This window comes from Streptomyces sp. NPDC053560 (assembly GCF_044544605.1).
Classification (GTDB): domain Bacteria; phylum Actinomycetota; class Actinomycetes; order Streptomycetales; family Streptomycetaceae; genus Streptomyces.
The window spans coordinates 240,789-264,586 of the sequence record NZ_JBITXI010000002.1 but is presented as its reverse complement, the minus strand read 5'-3'; the positions used below and the strand labels follow the sequence as shown (position 1 = coordinate 264,586).

Genomic DNA, 23,798 nt, shown 5'->3' with positions numbered 1-23,798 from the left:
CAACAGGCGCCTATGCTGCCAGCACAAGGCAGTTGTGAAGCGACGAAGCAGGTAGGAGAGCCGGCGTGAGCCTGAGGATCGTTGTCTGTGTGAAGTACGTGCCCGACGCCACCGGCGACCGGCACTTCGCCGAGGACCTGACCGTCGACCGCGACGACGTGGACGGTCTGCTCTCGGAGCTGGATGAGTACGCCGTCGAGCAGGCTCTCCAGATCAAGGAAGCGGCCGACGACGCGGAGATCACCGTGCTCACCGTCGGCCCCGAGGACGCCAACGACGCGATCCGCAAGGCGCTGTCGATGGGCGCCGACAAGGGCGTGCACGTCGAGGACGAGGACCTGCACGGCACCGACGCGGTGGGCACGTCGCTGGTGCTGGCCAAGGCCATCGAGAAGACCGGCTACGACCTGGTCGTCTGCGGTATGGCCTCCACCGACGGCACCATGGGCGTGCTGCCGGCGATGCTGGCCGAGCGCCTCGGCGTTCCGCAGGTCACCCAGCTCTCCGAGGTCTCCGTCGAGGACGGCACGGTCAAGGGCCGCCGCGACGGCGACACCGCCACCGAGCAGCTGGAGGCCGCGCTCCCGGCCGTCGTGTCGGTCACCGACCAGTCCGGCGAGGCGCGTTACCCCTCCTTCAAGGGCATCATGGCCGCGAAGAAGAAGCCGGTCGAGGAGCTGGAGCTCGACGACCTGGACATCGACGCGGACGAGGTCGGCCTGGACGGCGCCTGGACCAAGGTCGAGGACGCCACCGAGCGCCCGGCGCGCACCGCCGGCACGATCGTCAAGGACGAGGGCGAGGGCGCCAAGCAGCTCGCCGAGTTCCTCGCGGGCCAGAAGTTCATCTGAGGCCCCTGCGGCCGGGGTGCGTCCCCGGCTCGGTCGCCCCTCAACCGCATCGTCATTTCGCAGGAGTGCAATCCCATGGCTGAAGTCCTTGTCTACGTCGACCACGTGGACGGCGCCGTCCGCAAGCCGACCCTCGAACTGCTCACCCTCGCCCGCCGCATCGGCGACCCCGTAGCCGTCTCCCTCGGCAACGGCGCGGCCGACACCGCCGCCGCGCTCGCCGAGCACGGCGCGGTCAAGGTCCTGACCGCCGACAACGCCGAGTTCGCCGACTTCCTGGTCGCGCCGAAGGTGGACGCGCTCCAGGCCGCCGTCGAGGCCGTCTCCCCGGCCGCGGTGCTGCTGCCCTCCTCCGCCGAGGGCAAGGAGATCGGTGCCCGCCTGGCGATCCGCATCGGCTCCGGCATCATCACCGACGCCGTGGACCTGGAGGCCGGCGACGAGGGCCCGGTGGCCACCCAGTCGGTGTTCGCCGCCTCCTTCACCACCAAGTCCCGCATCACCAAGGGCACCCCGGTCATCACCGTCAAGCCCAACTCCGCCGCCGTGGAGGCCGCCCCGGCCGCCGGCGCGGTCGAGGCCCTCGCGGTGACCGTGGCCGACTCCTCCAAGGGCACCAAGGTCGTCTCCCGCACCCCGCGCGAGTCGACCGGCCGCCCGGACCTGACCGAGGCCGCGATCGTGGTCTCCGGTGGCCGCGGCGTCAACGGCGCGGAGAACTTCCCCGTCATCGAGGCCCTCGCCGACTCCCTCGGCGCGGCCGTGGGCGCCTCGCGCGCCGCGGTGGACGCCGGCTGGTACCCGCACACCAACCAGGTCGGCCAGACCGGTAAGTCGGTCTCCCCGCAGCTGTACATCGCCGCGGGCATCTCCGGCGCGATCCAGCACCGCGCCGGCATGCAGACCTCGAAGACCATCGTGGCCATCAACAAGGACGCCGAGGCCCCGATCTTCGAGCTGGTCGACTACGGCGTCGTCGGCGACCTCTTCGACGTCGTCCCCGCCCTGACCGACGAGGTCAAGACCCGCAAGGGCTGACCCGTCCCACGGCACGTCACCGGGCCCCGTACGCGTACGCCGCGTACGGGGCCCGGTGTGTGCGAGGGGTGCGTAGCGTGCGCGGCGACAAGATGGGTGTTGACCTGGACAGACGGCGCGGATAGCTTCGCTATGCGGAGTTTTGCTTCCATGAAGCGGAACTTACGCGAATCTTTAGCGAACCTCGGGACGGAAACGTCCCCCTATCGGAAGGGTGTCGAATGCCGCAGCAGGAGCCCGTGGCCACGAGCCTTGCGAGCACCGTACGCGAGGAGATCGGAACCGCCCTGGCAGCGGTCGACGCGGACCTCGCGCGGCGTTACCCGGGCGACCCGGGCACCCGCCAGCCCGTCCACACGGTCTACGTCCCCGGCGACATCTTCGCCGCCGACACCGTCCGCTCCTGGGGCGAGGCCGCGCGCACCGCGCTGGACGAGCACGCCCCGGACGCCGCCGCGCTCGCCTCCGTCCTCGGCATCTCCGACGAGCTCGCAGGCCCCGTGTACGACCGCGTACGGGCCAAGCTGGAGCGCGAGCCCATCGAGGACCTGCGCGTCGACTTCGAGGACGGCTACGGCACCCGTCCGGACGCGGAGGAGGACGAGGCCGCGGCCCGCGCCGCCGCCACCATCGCCGCCGCGTACCAGGACGGCACCGCGGCCCCGTACATGGGCATCCGCATGAAGTGCATGGAGGCCGCCGTACGCGACCGCGGCATCCGCACCCTGGACATCTTCCTCACCGGCCTCATGAAGGCCGGCGGCCTCCCCGAGGGCCTCGTGCTCACCCTCCCCAAGGTCACCTACGCCGAGCAGGTCACCGCCATGGTCCGGCTTCTGGAGGCCTTCGAGAAGGAGCACGGCCTGGAAGCGGGCCGGATCGGCTTCGAGATCCAGATCGAGACCACCCAGTCGATCCTGGGCGCCGACGGCCGGGCCACCGTCGCCCGCATGATCGAGGCCGCCGAGGGCCGCGCCACCTCGCTGCACTACGGCACCTTCGACTACAGCGCCTCGTGCGGCGTCAGCGCGGCGTACCAGTCGCTGGACCACCCGGTGGCCGACCACGCCAAGGCCGTCATGCAGGTGGCGGCAGCCGGTACGGGGGTCCGGCTGTCCGACGGTTCCACCAACGTCCTTCCGGTCGGTGCCACCGCCCAGGTCCACGACGCCTGGCGGCTCCACCACGGCCTGGTGCGCCGCTCGCTGGCCCGCGCCTACTACCAGGGCTGGGACATGCACCCGGCCCACCTGCCGACCCGGTACGCGGCCGTGTACGCCTTCTACCGCGAGGGCCTGGAGCAGGCCGCCGCGCGCCTCGCCGCGTACGTCGCGAAGACCGGCGGCGCCGTGATGGACGAGCCCGCCACGGCCAAGGCGCTCAGCGGCTACCTGCTGCGCGGCCTCGACTGCGGCGCGGTCGACACCGCCGAGGTCGCCCGGCTGACCGGCCTGACCCGCGCGGACCTGGACGGTCTCGCGGGGCGGCCGACGCAGGCCGGGTGACCCCGGTCCCCGTACGGGGCGTCAGCCGCCCAGCTCGGCCAGGGTGGCGGACAGTTCGGCCCGCGGCGCCCGGTTGTGCGGCAGCTTCGCCAGCAGCCGGGCCATGCCGCAGGTGTCGGTGACGGCCGAGAAGACCAGGCCGCCGGCGACGCCGGCCGACAGCAGCCGGGCGGCGGGCCACCGCCGCCCGGCGAGCAGGCCGCTCAGGACCAGCCCGCCGGCGGCCAGCCGTACCTGGCGTTCCATGGCCCAGACGGTGCGCGCGTCCGCCGGGCGCCGCACCTCCAGGCCGTGCCGCAGCCAGTCCTCGGTGCCGCCGGTCAGGGTGGCGGCCGGTACGTCCCGCTCGGCGAGCTCGGCGCAGGCCCGCGCCGACCGGTTGCCGGAGGCGCACACCATCAGCAGTCCGGCCCGCGACGCCGCGCTCCGCAGCGCGGGCACGGCCTCGTCGATCCGGTCCAGCGGGACGTTGTACGCGCCGGGCAGATGGCCCGCCGCGTACTCCCCGGGCGTTCGCACGTCGATGACGGTCAGTTCGCCGAGCCGGGCACTGGCCTGCTCGACGGTGAGAGCGGTGGGGGTGGAGGTCATGGGAGGTGCCTTTCGTGGTGCTGGTTCTTGCCGAACCCGTGACGTGATGAGCCCTTCGACGGGCCCGTGACGCCGCGGGTTCCTTGCCGCGCGCGGACGACGCATCGGAGCGGTACGGGTAACCGCCCGCGCGTCAGGTCACCGCGTCCACGGCCATGAATGCGGCCACCGCCAGGAGCGCGACCGCGAAGGCGCGTTGCAGCAGGGGGCCCGAAGCCCTGGCGGCCAGCCGCTTGCCGTCCCACGCGCCCAGGACCGCGGTGGCGGTGAAGGGCGCGATGACACCCCAGTCGAGGTGGCCCATGGTCGCGCCCCGAGTGGCCAGCGAGGCCAGCGAGTTCGCCGAGATGACCAGCAGGCTGGTGCCGACCGCCGCCTGCATCTCGAAGGCCAGCACGGTGACCAGGGCCGGCACGGCCAGGAAGCCGCCGCCGACGCCCAGCAGCCCGGTCAGCGCGCCCAGCCCGGCGCCGCAGCCCGCCGCCTTCGCCGGTCGCACCGAGGGCGGCTGCCCCTCGGCGTCCGGCCGGGCGCTGCGCAGCATCCGGACGGCCGCCAGCCCCGCCACGGCGGCGAAGGCCAGGGTCAGCAGCCAATGCGGCAGCCGCGCCGCCACCGCGCCCGCCAGCGCCGCCGGTACGAGCCCGGCCGCCGCGAACAGCGCCCCCGCCCGCCACCGGACATTGCCCGCCCGTGCGTGGGCGAACAGGGCGGTGAGCGAGGTGGCCGTGACGATGAGCAGGCTCGCGGTGGTCGCCGCGGCCGGCGTGAAGCCGAGCAGGTAGATCAGCGCGGGGACGGCGAGCACGCTGCCCCCGCCGCCCAGCGCGCCCAGCGCCAGGCCGACGACGGCCCCGGCGACCAGCGCGAGAATCACCGTACTCACAGGGCGTGGTCATCGCTGTCCCGCCGCTCCCGGGCGGCCGACTCCGGGCGTATCAGGGGGAGGCCGGCCGGCGCGGCGGCGTCGAAGCGGTCGTCGACGGCGACGACGTCCCGCCCCGCCGCGTCCAGCAGGGACGCCGCGATCGCGGCCCGCATCCCGCCCGCGCAGTGCACCCACACCACGCCCGGCGGCACGTCCCCGACGCGGCCGTGCAGCGCGTGGATCGGCACGTGCACGGAGCCCTCGACGTAGGCCTCGGCGCGCTCCGAGTCCCGGCGCACGTCCAGCACGACCAGGTCCCGCCGCTCCTTCTCGGGGACGGCCGCGAGGTCGGCGAAGGTGGCGCGCGGGAAGGAGCGCGGCTGCTCGCCGTCGCGCACCCACCGCTCCGGTGTCCCGGTCGCCGCGGCCGCCGGGCGGTCGATGCCCACCCGGACCAGCTCCCGCTGCGCGTCGGCGATCTGCTCGGGCGTCTCCGCCAGCAGCGTGACCGGCTTCCCCCAGGGGATCAGCCAGGCCAGGTACGTGGCGAGCTTGCCCTCGCCCTCGAAGTTGAACGATCCGGCGAGGTGACCGGCGGCGAACGCGACCCGGTTGCGCAGGTCCACCACCCACTCGCCGGCCGCCAGCCGCCGCGCGAGCTCCTCGGCGTCGGCGGGCCGCGGCGGCGTGAGGTCCACCGGAGCGGGCCCCGCCGCGTTGGCCGGCGCCATGTGCGCGTAGTAGGCCGGCACGTCCTCCAGTCCGGCCAGCAGCTCCGCGACGAAGGTGTCCACGTCCTTCGTCAGCGCGTCGTTGGACCGCCGTTCCGCGCCCATCGTGGTGGCGTCGCCCTCCGCCTGCGCGGACGAACAGAAGCTGCCGAAGCCGTGCGTCGGCAGGACGGGCACCTCGTCGGCCAGCTCGGCAGCGAGCCGGTGCGCCGAGGCGTGCTGGGCGCGGGCCAGCCGCTCGGTCAGCCGCGGCTCGACGAGGTCCGGCCGGCCGACCGTTCCGATCAGCAGGGAGCCGCCCGTGAAGGCGGCGACGTCGCGGCCCGACTCGGCCAGCACGTACGAGGTGTGGTGCGGGGTGTGCCCGGGGGTCGCCACCGCACGCAGCACCAGGTCCTGGTCGACCGGCACCGTGTCGCCGTCGGCGACCGGCGTGCGCGCGAACGCGACCGCCGCATCGGCCGGGACCAGGTAGCGGGCGCCGGTTATTCGGGCCAGCTCCGGTCCGCCGGTGACGTAGTCGTTGTGGACGTGGGTCTCCACGACGTACGCGATCCGCACCCCGCGCCGCGCGGCGGCGGCGACGATGCGGTCCACGTCGCGGGGTGGGTCGATCGCGACCGCGGCCGCCCGGCCGCCGGCCAGGTAACTGCGGTTGCCCAGACCTTCGAATTCCAGGGTGTCGACGAAGAACACGACAGTGCGCCCCTTCCCTCCGATGGAGAAATCGGTACCCCATGCTCCTGTACCCCCGGGGGTATGAGTACCACCATAACAAAGGTACCCCCGGGGGTATTTCAACGGGCAATTTTCGACTCTTGAGGGAGGTGGCGGCGGTGCGGTGAGCGGGGTCAGGCGGGCGGGAGTTCGCCCGAGCCGCGGAGGATCAGCCGGGTCGGGATGACGCGCTGCTGGGGCGGCTCGTCGGTGCCCTCCAGCCGGCGGAAGAGGAGGGTCGCGGCGGTGCGGCCCAGGCGGGCCGCGTCCTGGGCGACGACGGTGATGCCGGGCGTGATCAGGTCGGCCAGTTCGAAGTCGTCGAAGCCGACGAGGGCCACCCGGCGCGCGTGACCCGCCAGTACGCGTACGACGGTGACCGTCACGCGGTTGTTGCCCGAGAAGAGCGCGGTGACCGGCTCCGGCCCGTCGAGCATCGCCTCGGCGGCGGTCCGTACCCGCTCCGGCTCGGTCGACCCCAGCGCCACCCACGACTCGTCGACCGGCAGCCCGGCCTCCGCCATCGCCGTACGGTAGCCGCGCAGCCGCTCTATGGCGGTGTGAATACGCGGCTGGTCGCCGATGAAGCCGATCCGGCGGTGGCCGTGCGCGATCAGATGGGCGACCGCGTCCCGCGCGCCCCCGAAGCTGTCGGAGAGGACGACGTCCGCGTCGATCTCCCCGGCCGGCCGGTCCACGAAGACCGTGGCGACCCCGGCCGCTATCTCCGGCTGGAGGTAGCGGTGGTCGTCCCCGGCCGGGATGATCACCAGCCCGTCCACCCGGCGGGCGCACAGCGCCAGCACCAGCTCCTGCTCGCGTGCCGGGTCCTCGGCGCTGGAGCCGTTGATCAGCAGCGCGCCGTGGTCGCGCGCCACCTCCTCCACGGCGCGGTTCAGCGGCCCGTAGAAGGGGTCGGCGAGGTCCTCCAGAACCAGCCCGATGCTGGCCGTGCGGCCCTTGCGCAGCACCCGCGCCGAGTCGTTGCGGCGGAAGCCCAGCGCGGTGATGGCCTCCTGCACGCGCCGTTCGGTGTCCGGGGTGACGCCCGGCTCGCCGTTCACCACGCGGGAGACCGTCTTGAGGCCGACGCCGGCACGGGCCGCGACGTCCTTCATCGTGGGCCGGGTGCCGTAGCGGGTGGTGCTCCGGGCGGTGTCGGTCACGGTGCGGAGATCCTCGTCCTGTCGGGTGCGGCGGTGTGGAGCGGTGCGGTGTGGACGGTGCGGTTCGGAGTGGTGTGGATCGGTGCGGTGCGGTGTGGCCAAGAGCATAACGTCTGCACAACGCCGTCTGGACAACGTTGTCAAGAGTGACGACACTGGCCTCCTGCCCGCCGGGGCGCTCCGCCCCGGGCCACCCGCCGACCAGGAGATTCCACGCCGATGCAGACCGACCTCAACGCAGCCCTGGACATCGGCGGTACGAAGATCGCCGGGGCGCTGGTGGACGACCGGGGCCGGCTGCTCGTACGTGCCACCCGCCCCACCCCCGCCCAGGAGGACGGCGCGGCCGTGATGGGCGCGGTGGCGGCGGTGCTCGACGAGCTGACCGCGGCGCCCGAGTGGTCCCGTACGTCGGTCGTCGGCATCGGCAGCGCGGGCCCCGTGGATGCCCAGGCGGGCACGGTGAGCCCGGTCAACATCCCCGGCTGGCGCGACTTCCCGCTGGTCGCGGGCGTGCGCGAGCGCACCGGCGACCTGCCGGTGGTGCTGGTCGGCGACGGCGTGGCCATGACCGCTGCCGAGCACTGGCAGGGCGCGGCACGCGGCCACCGCAACGCCCTGTGCATGGTCGTCTCCACCGGCGTGGGCGGCGGCCTCGTCCTGAACGGCCGCCCGCACCCCGGCCCCACGGGCAACGCGGGTCACATCGGTCACATCAGCGTCGATCTCGACGGCGACCCCTGCCCCTGTGGCGGGCGCGGCTGCGTCGAACGCATCGCCAGCGGTCCGAACATCGCCCGCCGCGCGCTCGCCGAGGGCTGGCGGCCCGGCCCGGACGGTGACGCCACCGCCGCCGCCGTGGCCGCCGCGGCGCGCGCCGGGGACGCCGTCGCGCTCCGCTCCTTCGCCCGCGCGGCACAGGCCCTGGCGGCCGGCATCGCCGCCACCGCGACCCTGGTCGAGATCGAGATCGCGGTGATCGGCGGCGGCGTGGCAGGCGCCGGCGACGTCCTCTTCGCCCCGCTCCGCCGCGCCCTGCGGGAGTACGCCACGCTCTCCTTCGCCCGCGACATCACGGTCGTACCGGCACAGATGGGCACCGACGCGGGCGTGGTGGGCGCGGCTGCCGCGGCACAGCAGTACCGGGAGGACGCGCTGGCGGCGAGCTCGGCCTGAGGGAGCGGTCAGGAGGCCGTCCCGGGCGCCGGGGCGGGGGCCCGGCGCCCGGGTGGCGTGCTGCCCGTGTGCCGCTCCGCCCCTAGTCTGTCTTCCGTCACCACGCTCGCGCGGGACGGACGAGGGGAACGGACAAGGTGTCTACGGGGGAGTACGGACCACCGGGCGAGCACGAGCCCCCGGGGGACCGTCGGGACGGGGCGTCCGGCACGGACCTGACCGGGCGGGTGCTGGGCGGCCGGTACCGCGTCACCGGCATGCTCGGCCGCGGCGGCATGGGCGTGGTCTGCCGCGCCGTCGACGAGGTGCTCGGCCGTGAGGTCGCGGTCAAGGTACTGCGCGCCTTCACGGATGCCTCGGCCGCCGAACTGGCCGATCTGCGCACGCGGATGCGGCGCGAGGCACGCGCCGCCGCCCGGATCCGGCACGCCGGCGTGGTCACCGTCCACGACGTGATCGACGAGGCCGGCCGGCCCGTCATCGTCATGGAACTGGTCGAGGGCACCTCCCTGGACGACGAGATGGAGCGCCGCGGCCCGCTGGACCCGAGGGCGACCGCCCGCATCGGCGCGCAGGTCATGGACGCGCTCGACGCCGCCCACCGGGCCGGCGTCCTGCACCGCGACGTCAAGCCCGGCAACGTCCTGCTCGACCGCGACGGCCGCGTCGTGATCACCGACTTCGGCATCGCCAGCATCCACGCGCCGGACGACGGGGCGCGTACCCACCTCACTCGAAGTGGTGAACTCGTCGGCTCACTCGACTACTTGCCTCCCGAGCGCGCCCAGGACCGGGCGCCGGGGCCCGCCTCCGACATCTGGTCCCTCGGGATGACCCTGTACGCCGCGGTGGAGGGCGCCGCCCCTTTCCGCCGTACGTCGGTGTGGTCGACGCTCACCGCGATCGTCTCCGAACCGCTCCCGGAACCGCGGCGCGCCGGCCCCCTGGCGCCGGTGCTCCAGGCCCTGATGGCGAAGGACCCGGCCGCCCGCCCGTCGGCCGCGCAGGCCCGCGACATGCTGCGGGCGGTCGCCGAGGGCCGCTCCCCGGAGGTCACGGTGGTGCTCCGTGCCCCGACGGAGCGCGACGTACGGCCGCCCGGCGCGGCCCCGCCCCCGGGCTTCGGCCCGCCCCCGGACCACGCGCCGCCCGCCGCCCCCACTCCCGCGCCCGCCGCCTCTCCGGCGCCCTCTGCCTCCGCTCCCGTGCCGGGTCCTGCTTCCGCTCCCGTACCGGGCCCGGCGGGCGGCCGTGGGGGACGGCGGGTGTGGCGCGCGGCTGCCGCGGCCGTGCTGGTGCTGGCCGCCGGGGGAGCGGCGTACGCGCTGCTCGGGCAGGGGGAGCGGGGCCACCGGACCCCGGCCGCCGACGGCGCCCCGGCATCGCCCCGGGACACCTCGGCGCCGACACAGGACACCGCGTCGCCCCCGGACCCGTCCGCGCCCGCCCCCGGGAACCCCGGCCCCTCCGCCTCCTCGGCCCCGTCCGGCGACCCGGGGAATTCCGACAAGCCGGGAGATTCGGGCAAGCCGGGGGCGTCGGGCAAGCCGGGCCCGTCCGCGTCCTCGGCCCCCACCGCTTCTTCCTCCGCCGCCCCCTCCTGCACCTCCGCCGGCGGCGGCAAGTACCACTGCGAGGTCTGGCGCACCGCCGACTCCTACACCGGGAACTACGAGCGGGTCGGCACCCTCAAGGCCGGCACCAACTACTTCTATTGCCAGGCCGACCTGGACCGCCGCGAGACGTACGGCCGGTGGACCAACGTCTGGTGGGCCAAGACGGACGACGACAGCGGCAACACCGGCGTCTACATCAGCGTCGTCTACCTCAAGGGCGGCGCCAACGACCAGCCGGTACCGGGCCTGCCCACCTGCTGACGGCGGGCGGCCGCCCCGGCCGGCCCCGGCTGCCGCCCTCCTCCGGCCCTCTTGCCGTTGCCCGCGCCCGCCCCGACGCTGCCCCCATGACGAACGCGCAAAGGTGGGCCCCGATAGTCGGATTCCTCTCGCCCCTCCTGATCTCCGTCGTCAACCGGCCCCACTGGTCCAGGGCCGCGCGCCTCCGTACAAGTGGCCGTCCCGGTCCTCGTAGGCCTCGGCACGGCCGCCTTCGCGGGGGGGGGGCTTCGCCGGAAAGGACCTCGTCACCAACATCCTGATCGCTTCCGTGTCCGCCATCAGCGCCTACAAAGGCATCTTCAAGCCCACCGGAATGTCCCCCACCGTCGAACGTCTCACCTCACCCGTCCCACGGGGCTGAGCGGCCCCACGTCCACGGCGCGACCTGCGGCCCTCGACCGCCGCACTGCCTTGAAGCCCCGGCCGTCGTACGTCCGAGGTGGGGAGGCCGGCGCGGTGGTCGGCCGGTACCAGGCGGCGTCCGCGGGCGCGAGGGGCCGACTGCGGACGGAGGCGAGCGGGCGGGAGCGCCCGTATGTGGCGCGTTTCCGTGGCAGGGTGTTGCGGGCAACTCACAGGGGTCTAGGGATGAGGGGGAACCGTGATCGTCTGGCTGAACGGCGCGTTCGGTGCGGGCAAGACCACCGCGGCACAGGAACTCTTGGACCTGCTCCCCGGGAGCACGCTCTTCGACCCCGAGCTGGTCGGCCGTGGGCTGAAGGAGATGCTGCCGGCCAAGCGGCTGGACGACGTCGACGACTACCAGGACCTGCCGTCCTGGCGCAGACTCGTCGTCGACGCGGCCGCCGCGCTGCTCACGGAGGTACCGGGTCCGCTCATCGCGCCCATGACTCTGCTCCGCCAGGAGTACCGCGACGAGATCTTCGGCGGCCTGGCCTCCCGTCGCATTCCCGTACGGCATGTTCTGCTGCATGCGGAGGAAACGATCCTTCGGGAGCGGATCGCCCTGCGGGACGAGACGGCGCCGAACGGACCGAACGGGTTGGCCGATGCGGACGGGCTGGCCGCTGCGAGCGGAGTGGCCGCTTCGGGCGGTGTGGATGAGCACGACGGTGTGCGTGAGCGCGACGGGGCTCGCTCGCGTGCGTGGAGCCTGGCGCACCTGGAGCCGTACCGGCAGGCGCTGGACTGGCTGCGCACGGACGCGCACGTCATCGACACGTCGGGGATCGGGCCGCGGCAGACGGCCGAGCGCATCGCCGAAGCCGTACGGAACGGCGGCGGCGCGTGCGACATCGTGCAGACACCGGAACCGACCGCCGAGACCCTGGCCGCCGGCGTACTGCTCTTCGACGAGGAGGACCGGGTCCTGCTGGTGGACCCGACGTACAAACCCGGCTGGGAGTTTCCCGGCGGGGTCGTGGAAGCGGGCGAGCCGCCGGCCCGGGCCGGCGTACGGGAAGTGGCCGAGGAACTGGGCATCCGGCTCCCCACCACCCCGCGCCTGCTGGTGCTGGACTGGGAGGCGCCGGTGCCGCCCGGGTTCGGCGGCCTGCGGCTGCTGTTCGACGGCGGACGGCTGCCCGACGAGCAGATACGGGACCTGCTGCTGCCGGGGTCGGAGCTGCGCGCCTGGCGCTTCGTCACGGAGGAGGAGGCCGAGTCGATGCTGCCGCCGGTCCGCTGGAACCGCCTGCGGTGGGCCCTCCGGGCCCGGGCGCAGGGCCGGACGCTCAACCTGGAGGCGGGAGTTCCGGTGGGGTGAGGAGCGGGCCCGAGCGCGCTGGAGCGGGGCACCGCGCCCGCCGGCCGCCGGCCGGCCCGAGGGGCGAGGCTGCCCCGCCCCTCAGGTCGAGGCGGCCCCCGTCCCTCGGGTCGAGGCTGCTCGTGCCCCTTGGGCCGAGCGCCCCTGCCGTTACGCCTGCGCCTTGCTTCCCGCGTACTTCTGGAGGAACAGCGCCTCCGCCAGCGACAGCCGCTCCAGCTCTTCCGGCGACACGCTCTCGTTCACCGCGTGGATCTGCGCCTCCGGCTCGCTGAGGCCGATCAGCAGGATCTCCGCCTCCGGGTAGAGCGCGCCGAGCGTGTTGCACAGCGGGATCGAGCCGCCCATGCCGGCCGACTGCATCTCGGTGCCGTCGTACGCCTCGCGCAGCGCCGCCGCCATCGACTCGTACGCCGGGCTGCTCAGGTCCGCGCTGAACGGCTGGCCCTGGCCGATCTGCTCCACCGTCACGCGGGCACCCCAGGGCGCCGCCGACTCCAGGTGCGCGGTCAGCAGCTTGGCGGCCTCGGCGGCGTCCTGGCCCGGCGGTACCCGAAGGCTCACCTGCGCCCGCGCGCTCGCCTGCACGGAAGGGGTGGCGCCGACGACCGGCGGGCAGTCGATGCCGATGACGGTGACGGCCGGCCGGGCCCAGATGCGGTCGGCGACGGTGCCGGAACCGATCAGCTCCACGCCGTCCAGCACCTTGGCGTCGTTGCGGAACTCCGCCTCGTCGTACTGGAGCCCGTCCCAGGCGCCCTCCGCCGCCAGCCCCTCGACCGTCGTCGAGCCGTCCTCGGCGCGCAGCGAGTCCAGGATGCGGATCAGCGCGGCGAGCGCGTCGGGCGCGGCGCCGCCGAACTGCCCCGAGTGCAGGTTGCCCGCCAGCGTGTCCACCTGGACACGGAGCATGGCCATGCCGCGCAGGGATGCGGTGACGGTCGGCAGGCCGACACGGAAGTTGCCGGTGTCGCCGATGACGATGGCGTCCGCGGTCAGCAGGTCGGGGTGGGCCTCGGCGTACCGCTCCAGGCCGCCTGTGCCCTGCTCCTCCGAACCCTCGACGATCACCTTGACGTTGACCGGTACGCCGCCGTGCTCCTTGAGCGCGCGCAGCGCCGTCAGGTGCATGATCAGGCCGCCCTTGCAGTCGGCGGTACCGCGGCCGTACCAGCGGCCGTCGCGCTCGGTCAGCTCGAACGGCGGGCTCAGCCAGGCGCTCTCGTCCAGCGGCGGCTGCACGTCATAGTGCGCGTACAGCAGGACGGTGGGGGCGCCGGCCGGGCCGGGCAGGAAGCCGTACACGGACTCGGTGCCGTCAGGCGTCTCCAGGACCGCGATGTCCTCGAAGCCCTCGGCCCGCAGCGCGCCCGCTATCCACCGGGCCGCTGCCTCGCACTCGCTCTTCGGGAACTGCGCGGGATCGGCGACCGACTTGAAGGCCACCAGCTCGGTCAGTTCGGCCCTGGCGCGGGACTGCAGCGCGGCGACGGTCGTGGCGAGCGGGCTGTCAGGCATGGAACGCTCCTTCTGGGCGCGACGTTGTCCTGAGGGACGGTGCCCGCGCGGCCCGCCCGGGCCGTGGTCGAGGGGTGGCGCCAGGTGCCCGGAGCGGCGCGGATCCCGTCCGTGAGTGTCCGTACGGAACGCATCGGTGCGCCCGTACGTTACGCGTCCGTACGTAGGGGATGGTGCCTCCGATCTTCCCACAGGCACCTCCGCGATCAGCGAGCCGTAGGATGCGGGCGGTACGCGCAAGGTGCGGGCAGTACGCGCAATGGTGCGAGTGGTGCAAGTCCAATGGTGCGCTGAGGCGCTCGCGGTGGTGACGCACGCACGCCGCGGTGGCAGGCGCAGCCGCCGGGTCATGCCGGGGCCGGCTTCGTTCCGGTACCGGACTCGCGCCGGGGACCGGACTCGTTCCGGTACCGGACTCGTGCCGTGGAGGAGTGCCGGGTATCCGTGCCAGGGATCGATCGGGAGTAGCAGCACAGGTGAGCAGCGAGAGCGCAGACCGGGACGGCCGGACGGTGTGGGACGTGGTGGTGGTCGGCGCGGGGCCGGCGGGCGCCTCGGCGGCGTACGCCGCGGCCTGTACGGGACGCCGCGTCCTCATCCTGGAGAAGGCCGAACTTCCCCGGTACAAGACCTGCGGTGGCGGCATCATCGGCCCCTCGCGCGACGCGCTCCCGCCCGGCTTCGAGCTGCCGCTGCGGGACCGTGTGCACGCCGTGACGTTCTCGCTGAACGGCAGGCTGACGCGTACGCGCCGCTCCCGGCAGATGCTCTTCGGCCTCATCAACCGCCCCGAGTTCGACGCCCAGCTCGTCGAGGCCGCGCAGAAGGCGGGCGCCGAGCTGCGTACGGGCGTCACGGTCAGCCGCGTCGAGCAGCACGGCAGCGCCGTCCCCGACCGCCGCACCGTCGCCGTCGTGCTGAGCGGCGGCGAGACGGTGCTCGCGCGTGCGGTGGTCGGCGCCGACGGCAGCGCGAGCCGGATAGGCGCGCATGTCGGGGTGAAGCTCGACCAGGTCGACCTGGGGCTGGAGGCGGAGATCCCGGTACCGCCGACCGTCGCCGAGGACTGGGCCGGGCGGGTGCTCATCGACTGGGGCCCCATCCCGGGCAGTTACGGCTGGGTCTTCCCCAAGGGGGACACGCTGACCGTCGGCGTCATCTCCGCGCGCGGCGAGGGCGCCGCCACCAAGCGGTATCTGGAGGACTTCATCGGGCGGCTGGGACTCGCCGGCTTCGAGCCGAGCATCTCGTCGGGGCACCTGACGCGGTGCCGGGACGAGGACTCGCCGCTGTCGCGCGGGCGGGTGCTGGTCTGCGGGGACGCGGCCGGGCTGCTGGAGCCGTGGACGCGGGAGGGCATCTCCTTCGCGCTGCGGTCGGGCCGGCTGGCGGGGGAGTGGGCGGTACGGGTCGCCGAGGCGCACGACGCGGTCGACGCGCGGCGCCAGGCGCTGAACTACGCCTTCGCGATCAAGGCAGGGCTCGGCGTCGAGATGAGCGTGGGCCGCCGGATGCTGGCGGTCTTCTCCCGCCGCCCCGGCGTCCTGCACGCCGCGATCACCGGCTTCCGCCCGGCGTGGAACGCCTTCGCGAAGATCACCCGAGGCACCACCACCCTCGCCGAAATCGTCCGCACCCACCCGCTGGCCCATCGGGCGCTGTCGGCTATGGACCGGTAGGGCCGGGGACGGGGCCGGGCCCGGCCCCGGCCTCTGACGGCCGGGGCCGTGCGGTCCTGAGCCTCGCGGTCCTGGGCCTGTGCGGTCCTGAGCCTGTCGGCCCCGGGCCGGGGCGGGGTGTCGCGACGTCGGTGTGGGTGGGGCGGTGCGTGGGCTGCCGGGTCGGCCGACAGGCTAGTTGCGGCCTCCGCACGCCCGAGCCGACTGCTCCGGCCGAGGCGACTGCTCGGTCGAGCCGACTGCTCCGGCTGAGGCGACTGCTCGGTCGGGGTGGCCGTGCGGCCGGGGCGACTGCTCGGTCGGGGTGGCCGTGCGGCCGGGGCGTAGGTGACCCCTGTGCCCTCGCCCGGGATACGGGTGATGATCACTCGGTCGGGGTGATGCGGAAGACCGGGTGATTGGGGGCGGCGGCGAGGAGGACGTCGTCGGTCGAGTGGGCCGTCACCTCACCGAAGTACTGCTTCACCTCCCAGCCCCAGCGCTCCAGATACGCCCGCAGGATCGCGGGAGCCTCGTCCGGTGCCAGCTCCACGGCCGTGAACGCGCGGGTCCTGCGCCCCACTCGCAGCTGCCCGCCCCGGGCCGCCCGCATGTTGCGTACCCACTCGGAATGCCCGCGCGCCGAGACGAGGTACTGAGCACCCTCGAAAGTCAGCGGGTTCACCGGAACCCGCCGCCACTCGCCGCTCTTCCGCCCCCGCACCGCGAGATCCGCACTGCCGGCCAGGCTGACACCGCGCCGCGCCAGCCACCCGACCACCCCATTGAGCCGAGCCCCGAACCGCCCGGGCTTGAGATACCGCTGGGATCGTTCGGGTCGCAGGGGCTGCTGAGCCTGTTGGGACTCCTGGGTCTGCTGCGCCAGCTGAGCCTGAAGCGACCGTTGGCTCTTCGAAGAAGATCCCGGCTGTGACGGCTGGTGGGATTCAGGCTGCGGGAGTCGGTTACCGGTCATGGGGAGCCTTTCCTCATTCTCATTCGGTAGCGAAGCGTCGGTGGCGAAGCGGCGGAAACGGCCGGACCTGCCGGGCTTCCCCGACCTGCCGGACCTGCCGGGCTTCCCCGACCTGCAGCGCCGCCCCGACCTGCCGGACCTGCCCGGCCTATCGGACCCGCCAGAGCGGTGATGCACTGCGAGAGCAGCGCTCTCGTTTCCTGTACGAGCAGTGTGCACGGGCCGCGGCACTGAAGCAAGAGCACTGCTCTCATTTTATTCCACCGCTCTCGTTATTGGTCGGTGCTCCGCAACGTGACACACTGTTCCGCATGACTGCGATCAAGGGAGCACGGGAGCGGGCCCGCGGGGAGATCACCACCGCGATCAAGGACGAGGCCCGGCAGCAGCTCGCGGCCGAGGGGGCCGCGAAACTGTCGCTGCGCGCCGTCGCCCGCGAACTCGGCATGGTCTCCTCGGCCCTCTACCGCTACTTCCCCAGCCGCGACGACCTGCTCACGGCCCTGATCCTCGACGCGTACAACGCCTTGGGGGAGGCCGCGGAGACGGCGCTCGCCGCAGCGGACACGGCGAGCGGGACGGGAAGTGCCGCCCGCGCGGCCGCCGGCGCGCCGCCCGCTGCCCGGTGGACCGCCGTGTGCCGGGCCGTACGGGAGTGGGGGCTGGCGCACCCGCACGAGTACGCGCTGCTCTACGGGTCTCCCGTGCCCGGCTACCACGCGCCGGACGCCACCGCCGAGCCCGCCGGCCGGGTGGCCCGCGCGCTGCTCGCGGTCGTACGGGACGCGTACGGGGCGGGTGTGCTGAGGGAGCCCGCCGATCCGCTGCCGGACGCCGTGGTCGGCAACATGCTCGCGCTGTCCGCGGAACTGGGCGAGGAGCTGCCCGCCGTGGTGACGGCACGGCTGGTCGGCGCCTGGGCGCAGTTGTTCGGGCTAGTGGGCTTCGAGGTCTTCGGGCAGTTCAACCGGGTGGTCGAAGCGCGGGAGGAGTTCTTCGAGCACGCCGTCCTGCAGCTCGCCCGCTCGGTAGGGCTGCCCGTACCCGCAAAGCGCTGAACCGGCGGCACCCCACGGGCCGGTGAACCGCCGCCCTGTGAGCCACTGAACCCGGAGCCCACGACGTGCCGACCGTACTCCCGCGGGAGTACGCCGGGGGACCGCGTTCGGCGGACGTCGTGGGAGGCGGTAGCGGGCTAGCGTGGCGGTATGGACAAGGGACGGCGGTCGTGGGTGCGGCACTGCCTCGATGCCGTGCGCGGGCACCGGCCCGCGCACGCGGGTACGCCGCCGGCCTCAGCCGCCACCGCCACGGCCCTCCCTGACACCGAAGCAGAAGCCCGCGCGCCGTCCCGCCTTCCCTGGCGGTCGACGTTGCTCATCGCCCTCTTCGTGCAGGTCGGTACGAGGTTCGCCGCGCACGGGCAGCCGGAGCGGGTGGCGCTGGACGGTGCGGCCGAAGTGCTGCTGCTCGCGGGCTCCCTCCTGTTGCTCGTGCGGCATCGCTTCCCGCGCGTCGTCGCGTTCGGTACGGCGGTCGCGGCGACGCTCTACCTCGGGGGCGGCTATCCGTACGGTCCGGTCCTCCTGCTCGTGGCGGTCGGCTGTTTCGCCGCTGTCGTGGCGGGGCGGCGGATCGCCGCCTGGAGCTCCGTGGGTCTGGTCTGGGCCGGGCACCTCCTCGTCTCGCACTGGCTGTACCGGTGGCTGCCGCCCGGCACCGACGACGCGGCGCCCTGGGGGCAGGAGCTGGTCGTCACCGCCTGGGTGGTGGCGATCGTCGCCGCGTCCGAACTGGGCCGCGTACGCCGCGAACAGCTCGCCCACGCGCGGGCCGAGCGGGTCGCGGCGCAGCGGCGGCGGGCCGATGAGGAGCGACTGCGTATCGCGCGCGAGCTGCACGACGTCCTCGCGCACAGCCTCTCCGTCATCAACGTCCAGGCCGGCGTCGGACTCGCCCTGCTCGACGACGACCCCGAGCAGGCGCGTACGGCCCTGACGACGATCAAAGGGGCCAGCAAGGAGGCGCTCGGCGAGGTGCGGCAGGTGCTCGACACCCTGCGGGCGCAGCGGCGGGCACCCAGATCCCCGGCGCCCGGACTGGCCCGGCTGCCCGAACTGACCGAGCAGGCGCGGAGCGCCGGACTGGACGTGGCGGTGACGGTCGAGGGCGGGGTGGCAGGGCTGCCGCCGGGCGCCGACCTCGCTGCGTTCCGTATCGTCCAGGAGGCGTTGACGAACATCGTGCGGCACTCCGGTGCGCGCACGGCACGGGTCCATGTGGCGCGGGCGCCCGATGCCCTGCGTCTCCGCATCGACGACGACGGCCCGGCCACCGGGGACGGACCGGCCGGCGGTGAGAGCGGACCGGCCGGCGGCGGGAACGGCCTGGTCGGCATGCGGGAGCGGGCCGCCGCGCTCGGCGGTGAGGTCCGGGCGGGGCCGCGTGACGACGGCGGCTTCACCGTACGTGCCACCATGCCCCTGCGGGGCGGCAACGGTGCGGGCGGCGGCCGGACGGCGGCCGGGAACGAGGAGGAGGGCACGTGATCCGGGTACTGCTCGCCGATGACCAGGTGCTCGTACGGGCCGGCTTCCGGGCGCTGCTGGCCGCGCAGCCCGACATCGAGGTGGTCGGCGAGGCCGCCGACGGCGACGAGGCGCTGACAGCCGTGCGGGAACTGCGCCCCGACGTCGTGCTCATGGACATCCGGATGCCGGCCGTGGACGGGCTCGCCGCCACCCGGCGGATCACCGCGGACGAGCGGCTGGCCGCGGTGAAGGTGGTCGTGCTCACCACCTTCGAGCTGGACGAGTACGTGTTTGAGGCGATCCGCTCGGGAGCCTCCGGCTTCCTCGTCAAGGACACCGAGCCCGACGAACTGCTGCGCGCAGTACGCGCGGTGGTGGCCGATGACGCGCTGCTGTCCCCGGGTGTGACCCGGCGTCTGATCGCGGAGTTCGCCGCCCGGTCGAAGGAACCGGCCCCGGGGGAGGGGCTGGAGCGGCTGACCGAACGGGAGCGGGAGGTGATGGCGCTGGTCGGCATCGGGCTCTCCAACGAGGAGATCGCGCGCCGGCTCGTCGTCAGTCCGCTCACGGCAAAGACGCACGTCAGCCGCACGATGGTGAAGCTCGGCGCCCGCGACCGGGCGCAACTGGTCGTACTGGCCTACGAGTCCGGGCTGGTGCGCCCCGGGTGGCTGGGGTGACCCCAGCGCCACAGGACCCGCACCACGCGGAAAACGCAGACGGCGCCACCCAGTACGGCTGATGCCATGAGCCAGGAGCCGCGCCAGGAGGCGGCCACCGGGCCCCAGAGGGCGGGTGTCGCGCAGAGCAGGCAGACGAGGCCGCCCGCGAGCGCGCCGGTCACCACCGCGAACGCGATCTCGACGGTGACGGCGTCCCGTTGGGCCGGTGAGCGGGTCGGAGACACGGTGAGAGTCTGTCATGCGCACGGGATTGCCGCTCCCCTCCGGGCGCTCATAGGCTGAGCGTGCCCGGCCGGTCACCGGCCGGGACCAGCGCATGCACGGCGGTGGCGCACGCCTCGTGCCGCAGGTACGCGCGCCGGACGCACCGGCGCCGGAGGAAGGCGAGCGGTCATGAGGCATTGGGATGTTGCCGTACGGTCCAGTGCGCGGCTGGGCGAGGGGCCGACGTGGGACACCGCGAAGGCGCGGCTGATCTGGGTCGACATCCTCACCTGCCGGGTGCACACCTACGACCCCGCCACCGGCCGCCGGACCGTGATGGTCACCGAACAGCACGTCGGTGCTGCGAAGCCGCGCGCGGGCGGCGGCCTGGTCGTCAACCTCCGGGACGGCGTGGGCGTTTACGACGCCGACGGGGCCTTCTCCTGGCTGGTGCACGAGGTCGTGCCGGGGCGGCGCGGCAACGACGCGGCCGTGGCCCCCGACGGGGCGCTGTGGGCCGGAACCATGCGGTACGACGAGGCGGCGGGCGGCGGGACACTGGCGCGGATCGCCCCGGACGGCAGCGCCGAGCCGGCGCTGCCGGACGTCGCGGTCAGCAACGGCATCGGCTGGAGCGCGGACGGCCGGCTGATGTACTACGTCGACACCCCGACCCGGCGGATCGACGTCTTCGACGCGGGTGACGGGGTGGGCGCGGCCGCGAAGGTCGTACCGACCCGGCGTCCCTTCGTGGAGATCGAGGAGGGCGCGGGCTTCCCGGACGGCCTGTGCGTCGACGCGGAGGGCGGTGTGTGGGTGGCGCTGTGGGACGGCGGGCAGGTACGCCGCTACACGCCCGAGGGCACCCTCGACCGCACGGTCGACCTCCCCGTACGCCGCCCGACTGCCTGCGCCTTCGGCGGCAGCGACCTCACCGACCTCTTCATCACCACCGCGCAGGAGGACACCCCGCGGCACCCGCTGGAGGGCTCGGTGCTCGTCGTCCCCGGCGCGGGCCGCGGGCTGGAGCAGCCGGCCTTCGCGGGCTGAGGAGCGGAGCCGTACGACGGCGGACGCGGTCCGCTCCCCTCGTACGGCAGTCGTCCGCGGTGCCCCCGCCGAGGTGGCAGCAACCAGGCGTCGAACAGCCTCTGCCGAGGCGGCCGTCAGACGGTGAAGGCCTCCTGCCAGAGCCGGTAGGACGAGCCGTCGTCGTCCGGCTTCACCGTCACGGCGGCCGAACTCTGCCACGGCAGGCGGTTCCACAGCATCGCGTAGAGATCCGCGGCGGGGCCTTCCAGCAGGCAGTCCGGGGCCGGGCCGACGGCTTCGGGCGTCCCGTCGGCCGAGTCGGCGCCCTCGCCGGTCGCGGTCACCCGCTCCGTGTGCGGCGGCGCGTCCGAAAGCCGTACGCGCCAGGCGGCGTTGCCCGAACCGTCGGAGCCGGGCGCGTCCGTGGTGCGTATATACAACTCCTTCGCGGGCGCCGTGCGCGCGCGGCCGCGGTCGCGCGCGAGGAAGCCGGTCAGCAGCTCGTCGATGCCGTCCGCGGCGAAGGCCGGGTCCAGTGCGGAGAAGCCCTCGCCGAGGGCCGTCTCGGCGTCGATGCGGTGCACCGCGGTCTCGTGCGCCTGCCGGCGGGCCCAGAACGCCAGCGGCGAGGGAGCGGACAGGAAGGTCCAGCAGGCCAGGCCGGCGGGCGCCGCATCCAGCGCGCCGACCAGCGCGCGATGGCCGTCCCGCACCCATTCGACCAGCTCCGTGCCGTCCAGGTCGGGCGCCGCCGGCGGGCGCGTGCGGCCCTCCGACGCGCCCGTGACGTAACCCGTCGCCCAGCGGTGGACACTGCCGATGTGCGCGAGCAGGTCGCGGACCTGCCAGTCCGGGCAGGCGGGGACGGAGGCGTCCGGGCCCGCCCGGTCCGCGGCGTCCGCCAGCAACCGGCCTTCCCTGCGGAGCATTTCGACGAAGTCAGCGATCTCCATGCCGTTGAGTGTGCCAGCCGGCACTGACAACGGCCCCCGGCGCGGCGGGCCGGCCGCGCAGACCGCGGTGGACCAGGCCGAGCAGCAGCGCGTTGAGCAGCGCAGCGACGCCGAGGGTGGTGACCGTGTACCAGGCGGGCGCCCCCGCGTCGGGCCACAGCGCGTCGCCCGCGAACCACAGCGGGAAGAGGGTCGGAGAGGTCAGCAGCGCGGCCCAGACGCCCGACATGGAGGCGTCGGGCCGGCCGACGAAGAGCGAGTCGACGACGGCGAAGACCACAGCCGCAGCGAAGAGGGCCAGATAGACACGCGAGACGGGGTTGCCGAAGGTCAGCCGTCCCACGTCGCGCAGCCACGGCTTCGGGTGCGCGTGCGGGCGGGGTGTTCCGGGGTCGTGGAGCCGGGGCGTCGCGTTCATGTGTCCCCCCAGGGGCGGTCCAAGTGCGGATACAGCGGTACGCGTCCAGTCGTACGTGCTCCGGGCGGGACGGACATCCGCTCTCGTACTCACGCGGCGGTGTCCGTACTCAAGTATCGAGGCGGCTCCGGCGGATGTCAGTGCTCGGTTCCGGCCGCGTGCGCGCCGGGCCCGCGGAGCACGTGCCGACCGGACGGGTGCGGCTGCGCGGAAGACGGGAGGTAGCGTCTCGGTGTGCGGTGCGCGACGGGGCGATTTCCGTGAGGCGGCGGGCCGTGTTTTGTTCATGTCGGATACAAAGCCAGAATGGACGGCGTGACCCACACTCGGACGACCAGGCTGGAGCGGGGCCGCGGCGCGCTCGGACCCGCGCTGGAGCTCGTACACACCGGACGCGCGCCCACGCGTGCCGTGCTGACCTCCGAACTCGGTGTGACGCGTGCGACGGCCGGTGCGGTGGCCGCGGAGCTCGAAGCGCTCGGCTTCATCACCGTCGACGCGCACCCGACCGCCGCCGCGGGCACCCAGGGGCGCCCCTCGCACCGGCTGTTCATCGCGGATCAAGGGCCCGTCGTCCTGGCCATTCAGATCCACGCGGACGGCTACCGGGTCGCGCTGGTGGGTCTCGGTGGCCGGATCGTGGCCACCACGTCCGGCTGCGGCACGATCCCCGCCGACCCCGCGCACATCCTGTCCGAGGCCGTGCAGGCCGGCTCCGCGCTGCTGCGCGAGAGCGGGCGGCGCTGCCTGGGGGCGGGCCTCGCCGTGCCGTCCGCGGTCGCCGAGCCGGACGGTGAGGCGCTCAATCCGCTGCACCTCGCCTGGCCCGCCGGCGCCCCCGTACGGCGGCTGTTCCTTCAGGCGCTGGCCGACGCCGGCGTACCGGGCGTCACCCCGGACGTGGGCTTCAGCGGCAACGACGTCAACCTCACGGCCCTCGCCGAACACCGCCACGGGGCCGGCCGCGGCGCCCGCGACCTGCTCTGCGTGGCATCCGGCCACCGCGGCGTCGGCGGCGCGCTGGTCCTGGACGGGCGGCTGCACAGCGGCAGTTCCGGGCTGGCCCTGGAGGTCGGCCACCTCACCGTCAACCCCGAGGGCGCCCCCTGCCACTGCGGCAGCCGCGGCTGCCTGGACGTCGAGGCCGACCCGCTCGCCTTCCTGGGCGCGGCCCGGCGCACTCCGGGGCCCGAGGGCTCGCTCCTCAAGCAGGCGACCGATCTGCTGCGCGAGGAGTACGCGGATCCGTCGATCAGGACGGCCGGGGAGCTGCTGATCGACCGGCTCGGCCTGGGCATCGCGGGGCTGGTCAACATCCTCAACCCCGACCGCATCATCTTGGGCGGGCTGCACCGCGCGCTCCTGGAGGCCGACCCCGAGCGGCTGCGCGCCGTCGTGGCGGACCGCAGCCTCTGGGGGCGCAGCGGGAGCGTGCCGATACTGCCCTGCACCCTGGACCACAACGGGCTGGTCGGCGCGGCCGAACTGGCCTGGCAGCCGGTGCTGGACGATCCGCTGATCGTCCTCGGGGCCGACGCCACCGCTTGACGCGGCGGGG

General features: G+C 74.1%; 22 protein-coding genes. 13 read left to right on the top strand and 9 right to left on the bottom strand.

Going from position 1 to position 23,798, the window contains the following annotated elements; genetic code table 11:
* The first annotated feature begins 65 nt into the window (after window positions 1-65).
* From ACIGQF_RS04410 to ACIGQF_RS04400, 3 genes are all read left to right on the top strand, one after another.
* The gene (locus tag ACIGQF_RS04410; RefSeq protein ID WP_399705397.1) at window positions 66-851 is read left to right on the top strand and encodes an electron transfer flavoprotein subunit beta/FixA family protein; all 786 of its coding nucleotides are present in this window, start codon (window positions 66-68) and stop codon (window positions 849-851) included.
* Window positions 852-926: 75 nt separating this feature from the next.
* Entirely contained in the window at window positions 927-1,889 is a 963-nt protein-coding gene (locus ACIGQF_RS04405) for an electron transfer flavoprotein subunit alpha/FixB family protein (protein WP_399705394.1), read from the top strand.
* A 221-nt stretch (window positions 1,890-2,110) separates the two neighbouring features.
* Window positions 2,111-3,394 carry a DUF6986 family protein gene (locus ACIGQF_RS04400; RefSeq protein WP_399705392.1) on the top strand — a complete coding sequence of 428 codons (1,284 nt, stop codon included), beginning with the start codon at window positions 2,111-2,113 and terminating at the stop codon, window positions 3,392-3,394.
* A 21-nt stretch (window positions 3,395-3,415) separates the two neighbouring features.
* Here ACIGQF_RS04400 and ACIGQF_RS04395 read toward each other — a convergent pair whose 3' ends face one another.
* From ACIGQF_RS04395 to ACIGQF_RS04380, 4 genes are all read right to left on the bottom strand, one after another.
* The gene (locus tag ACIGQF_RS04395; protein ID WP_399705390.1) at window positions 3,416-3,985 is read right to left on the bottom strand and encodes a rhodanese-like domain-containing protein; all 570 of its coding nucleotides are present in this window, start codon (window positions 3,983-3,985) and stop codon (window positions 3,416-3,418) included.
* Window positions 3,986-4,118: 133 nt separating this feature from the next.
* On the bottom strand, window positions 4,119-4,871 hold the full coding sequence (locus tag ACIGQF_RS04390) for a sulfite exporter TauE/SafE family protein (protein WP_399705389.1): 753 nt from the start codon (window positions 4,869-4,871) through the stop codon (window positions 4,119-4,121).
* A complete protein-coding gene (locus ACIGQF_RS04385; protein ID WP_399705386.1) occupies window positions 4,868-6,280 on the bottom strand; it encodes a rhodanese-like domain-containing protein in 1,413 nt (470 codons plus the stop codon). The genes ACIGQF_RS04390 and ACIGQF_RS04385 overlap by 4 nt, the downstream gene beginning before the upstream one ends.
* 155 nt (window positions 6,281-6,435) lie before the next feature.
* The gene (locus ACIGQF_RS04380) at window positions 6,436-7,467 is read right to left on the bottom strand and encodes a LacI family DNA-binding transcriptional regulator (RefSeq protein WP_399705383.1); all 1,032 of its coding nucleotides are present in this window, start codon (window positions 7,465-7,467) and stop codon (window positions 6,436-6,438) included.
* Between the two features lie 219 nt (window positions 7,468-7,686).
* Between ACIGQF_RS04380 and ACIGQF_RS04375 the strand changes: the two genes are divergently transcribed.
* From ACIGQF_RS04375 to ACIGQF_RS04365, 3 genes are all read left to right on the top strand, one after another.
* Window positions 7,687-8,643: an ROK family protein gene (locus tag ACIGQF_RS04375; RefSeq protein WP_399705381.1), complete on the top strand. Its 957-nt coding sequence runs from the start codon at window positions 7,687-7,689 to the stop codon at window positions 8,641-8,643.
* 137 nt (window positions 8,644-8,780) lie between these two features.
* Complete coding sequence (locus ACIGQF_RS04370) at window positions 8,781-10,520, top strand: serine/threonine-protein kinase (protein ID WP_399705378.1); 1,740 nt, start codon at window positions 8,781-8,783, stop codon at window positions 10,518-10,520.
* A gap of 622 nt (window positions 10,521-11,142) precedes the next feature.
* Window positions 11,143-12,267, top strand: coding sequence for an NUDIX domain-containing protein (locus ACIGQF_RS04365; protein ID WP_399705376.1), 1,125 nt, complete (start codon window positions 11,143-11,145; stop codon window positions 12,265-12,267).
* Window positions 12,268-12,417: 150 nt separating this feature from the next.
* Here ACIGQF_RS04365 and ACIGQF_RS04360 read toward each other — a convergent pair whose 3' ends face one another.
* Window positions 12,418-13,785, bottom strand: coding sequence for a dipeptidase (locus tag ACIGQF_RS04360; RefSeq protein WP_399705373.1), 1,368 nt, complete (start codon window positions 13,783-13,785; stop codon window positions 12,418-12,420).
* A 476-nt stretch (window positions 13,786-14,261) separates the two neighbouring features.
* On the opposite strand from ACIGQF_RS04360, the gene ACIGQF_RS04355 reads away from it, so the two are divergent.
* Window positions 14,262-15,464 (top strand): geranylgeranyl reductase family protein, encoded by a 1,203-nt coding sequence (locus ACIGQF_RS04355; protein ID WP_361562358.1) that lies wholly within the window; start codon window positions 14,262-14,264, stop codon window positions 15,462-15,464.
* A 364-nt stretch (window positions 15,465-15,828) separates the two neighbouring features.
* Here the strand turns inward: ACIGQF_RS04355 and ACIGQF_RS04350 are convergent, their stop codons facing one another.
* Entirely contained in the window at window positions 15,829-16,224 is a 396-nt protein-coding gene (locus tag ACIGQF_RS04350; RefSeq protein ID WP_399705369.1) for a nitroreductase family deazaflavin-dependent oxidoreductase, read from the bottom strand.
* Window positions 16,225-16,459: 235 nt separating this feature from the next.
* Here ACIGQF_RS04350 and ACIGQF_RS04345 point away from each other — a divergent pair, with 235 nt between their 5' ends.
* From ACIGQF_RS04345 to ACIGQF_RS04330, 4 genes are all read left to right on the top strand, one after another.
* Window positions 16,460-16,591: a hypothetical protein gene (locus ACIGQF_RS04345; RefSeq protein ID WP_399705367.1), complete on the top strand. Its 132-nt coding sequence runs from the start codon at window positions 16,460-16,462 to the stop codon at window positions 16,589-16,591.
* Window positions 16,592-16,730: 139 nt separating this feature from the next.
* A complete protein-coding gene (locus tag ACIGQF_RS04340) occupies window positions 16,731-17,477 on the top strand; it encodes a TetR/AcrR family transcriptional regulator (protein WP_399705364.1) in 747 nt (248 codons plus the stop codon).
* 150 nt (window positions 17,478-17,627) lie between these two features.
* Window positions 17,628-18,968, top strand: coding sequence for a sensor histidine kinase (locus ACIGQF_RS04335; RefSeq protein WP_399705361.1), 1,341 nt, complete (start codon window positions 17,628-17,630; stop codon window positions 18,966-18,968).
* On the top strand, window positions 18,965-19,630 hold the full coding sequence (locus ACIGQF_RS04330; protein WP_399705358.1) for a response regulator: 666 nt from the start codon (window positions 18,965-18,967) through the stop codon (window positions 19,628-19,630). The genes ACIGQF_RS04335 and ACIGQF_RS04330 overlap by 4 nt, the downstream gene beginning before the upstream one ends.
* On the opposite strand, the gene ACIGQF_RS04325 is transcribed toward ACIGQF_RS04330, so the two are convergent.
* Entirely contained in the window at window positions 19,591-19,857 is a 267-nt protein-coding gene (locus tag ACIGQF_RS04325; protein ID WP_399705356.1) for a DUF6332 family protein, read from the bottom strand. The two genes, ACIGQF_RS04330 and ACIGQF_RS04325, sit on opposite strands and share 40 nt — an antisense overlap.
* Before the next feature lie 169 nt (window positions 19,858-20,026).
* Here ACIGQF_RS04325 and ACIGQF_RS04320 point away from each other — a divergent pair, with 169 nt between their 5' ends.
* Window positions 20,027-20,887 carry an SMP-30/gluconolactonase/LRE family protein gene (locus ACIGQF_RS04320; protein WP_399705353.1) on the top strand — a complete coding sequence of 287 codons (861 nt, stop codon included), beginning with the start codon at window positions 20,027-20,029 and terminating at the stop codon, window positions 20,885-20,887.
* Window positions 20,888-21,003: 116 nt separating this feature from the next.
* On the opposite strand, the gene ACIGQF_RS04315 is transcribed toward ACIGQF_RS04320, so the two are convergent.
* The gene (locus ACIGQF_RS04315) at window positions 21,004-21,822 is read right to left on the bottom strand and encodes a maleylpyruvate isomerase family mycothiol-dependent enzyme (protein ID WP_399705350.1); all 819 of its coding nucleotides are present in this window, start codon (window positions 21,820-21,822) and stop codon (window positions 21,004-21,006) included.
* On the bottom strand, window positions 21,809-22,240 hold the full coding sequence (locus ACIGQF_RS04310) for an SCO4225 family membrane protein (protein WP_399705347.1): 432 nt from the start codon (window positions 22,238-22,240) through the stop codon (window positions 21,809-21,811). The genes ACIGQF_RS04315 and ACIGQF_RS04310 overlap by 14 nt, the downstream gene beginning before the upstream one ends.
* Before the next feature lie 315 nt (window positions 22,241-22,555).
* Here ACIGQF_RS04310 and ACIGQF_RS04305 point away from each other — a divergent pair, with 315 nt between their 5' ends.
* The gene (locus ACIGQF_RS04305; RefSeq protein ID WP_399705342.1) at window positions 22,556-23,788 is read left to right on the top strand and encodes an ROK family protein; all 1,233 of its coding nucleotides are present in this window, start codon (window positions 22,556-22,558) and stop codon (window positions 23,786-23,788) included.
* Window positions 23,789-23,798 lie beyond the last annotated feature (10 nt).

Excerpts from the sequence above, each read along its gene's own strand:
- ACIGQF_RS04405 (WP_399705394.1), top strand. The coding sequence starts at position 927 with ATGGCTGAAGTCCTTGTCTACGTCGACCACGTGGACGGCGCCGTCCGC.
- ACIGQF_RS04400 (WP_399705392.1), top strand. The coding sequence starts at position 2,111 with ATGCCGCAGCAGGAGCCCGTGGCCACGAGCCTTGCGAGCACCGTACGC.
- ACIGQF_RS04395 (WP_399705390.1), bottom strand. The coding sequence starts at position 3,985 with ATGACCTCCACCCCCACCGCTCTCACCGTCGAGCAGGCCAGTGCCCGG.
- ACIGQF_RS04375 (WP_399705381.1), top strand. The coding sequence starts at position 7,687 with ATGCAGACCGACCTCAACGCAGCCCTGGACATCGGCGGTACGAAGATC.
- ACIGQF_RS04360 (WP_399705373.1), bottom strand. The coding sequence starts at position 13,785 with ATGCCTGACAGCCCGCTCGCCACGACCGTCGCCGCGCTGCAGTCCCGC.
- ACIGQF_RS04340 (WP_399705364.1), top strand. The coding sequence starts at position 16,731 with ATGACTGCGATCAAGGGAGCACGGGAGCGGGCCCGCGGGGAGATCACC.
- ACIGQF_RS04335 (WP_399705361.1), top strand. The coding sequence starts at position 17,628 with ATGGACAAGGGACGGCGGTCGTGGGTGCGGCACTGCCTCGATGCCGTG.
- ACIGQF_RS04320 (WP_399705353.1), top strand. The coding sequence starts at position 20,027 with ATGAGGCATTGGGATGTTGCCGTACGGTCCAGTGCGCGGCTGGGCGAG.
- ACIGQF_RS04315 (WP_399705350.1), bottom strand. The coding sequence starts at position 21,822 with ATGGAGATCGCTGACTTCGTCGAAATGCTCCGCAGGGAAGGCCGGTTG.
- ACIGQF_RS04310 (WP_399705347.1), bottom strand. The coding sequence starts at position 22,240 with ATGAACGCGACGCCCCGGCTCCACGACCCCGGAACACCCCGCCCGCAC.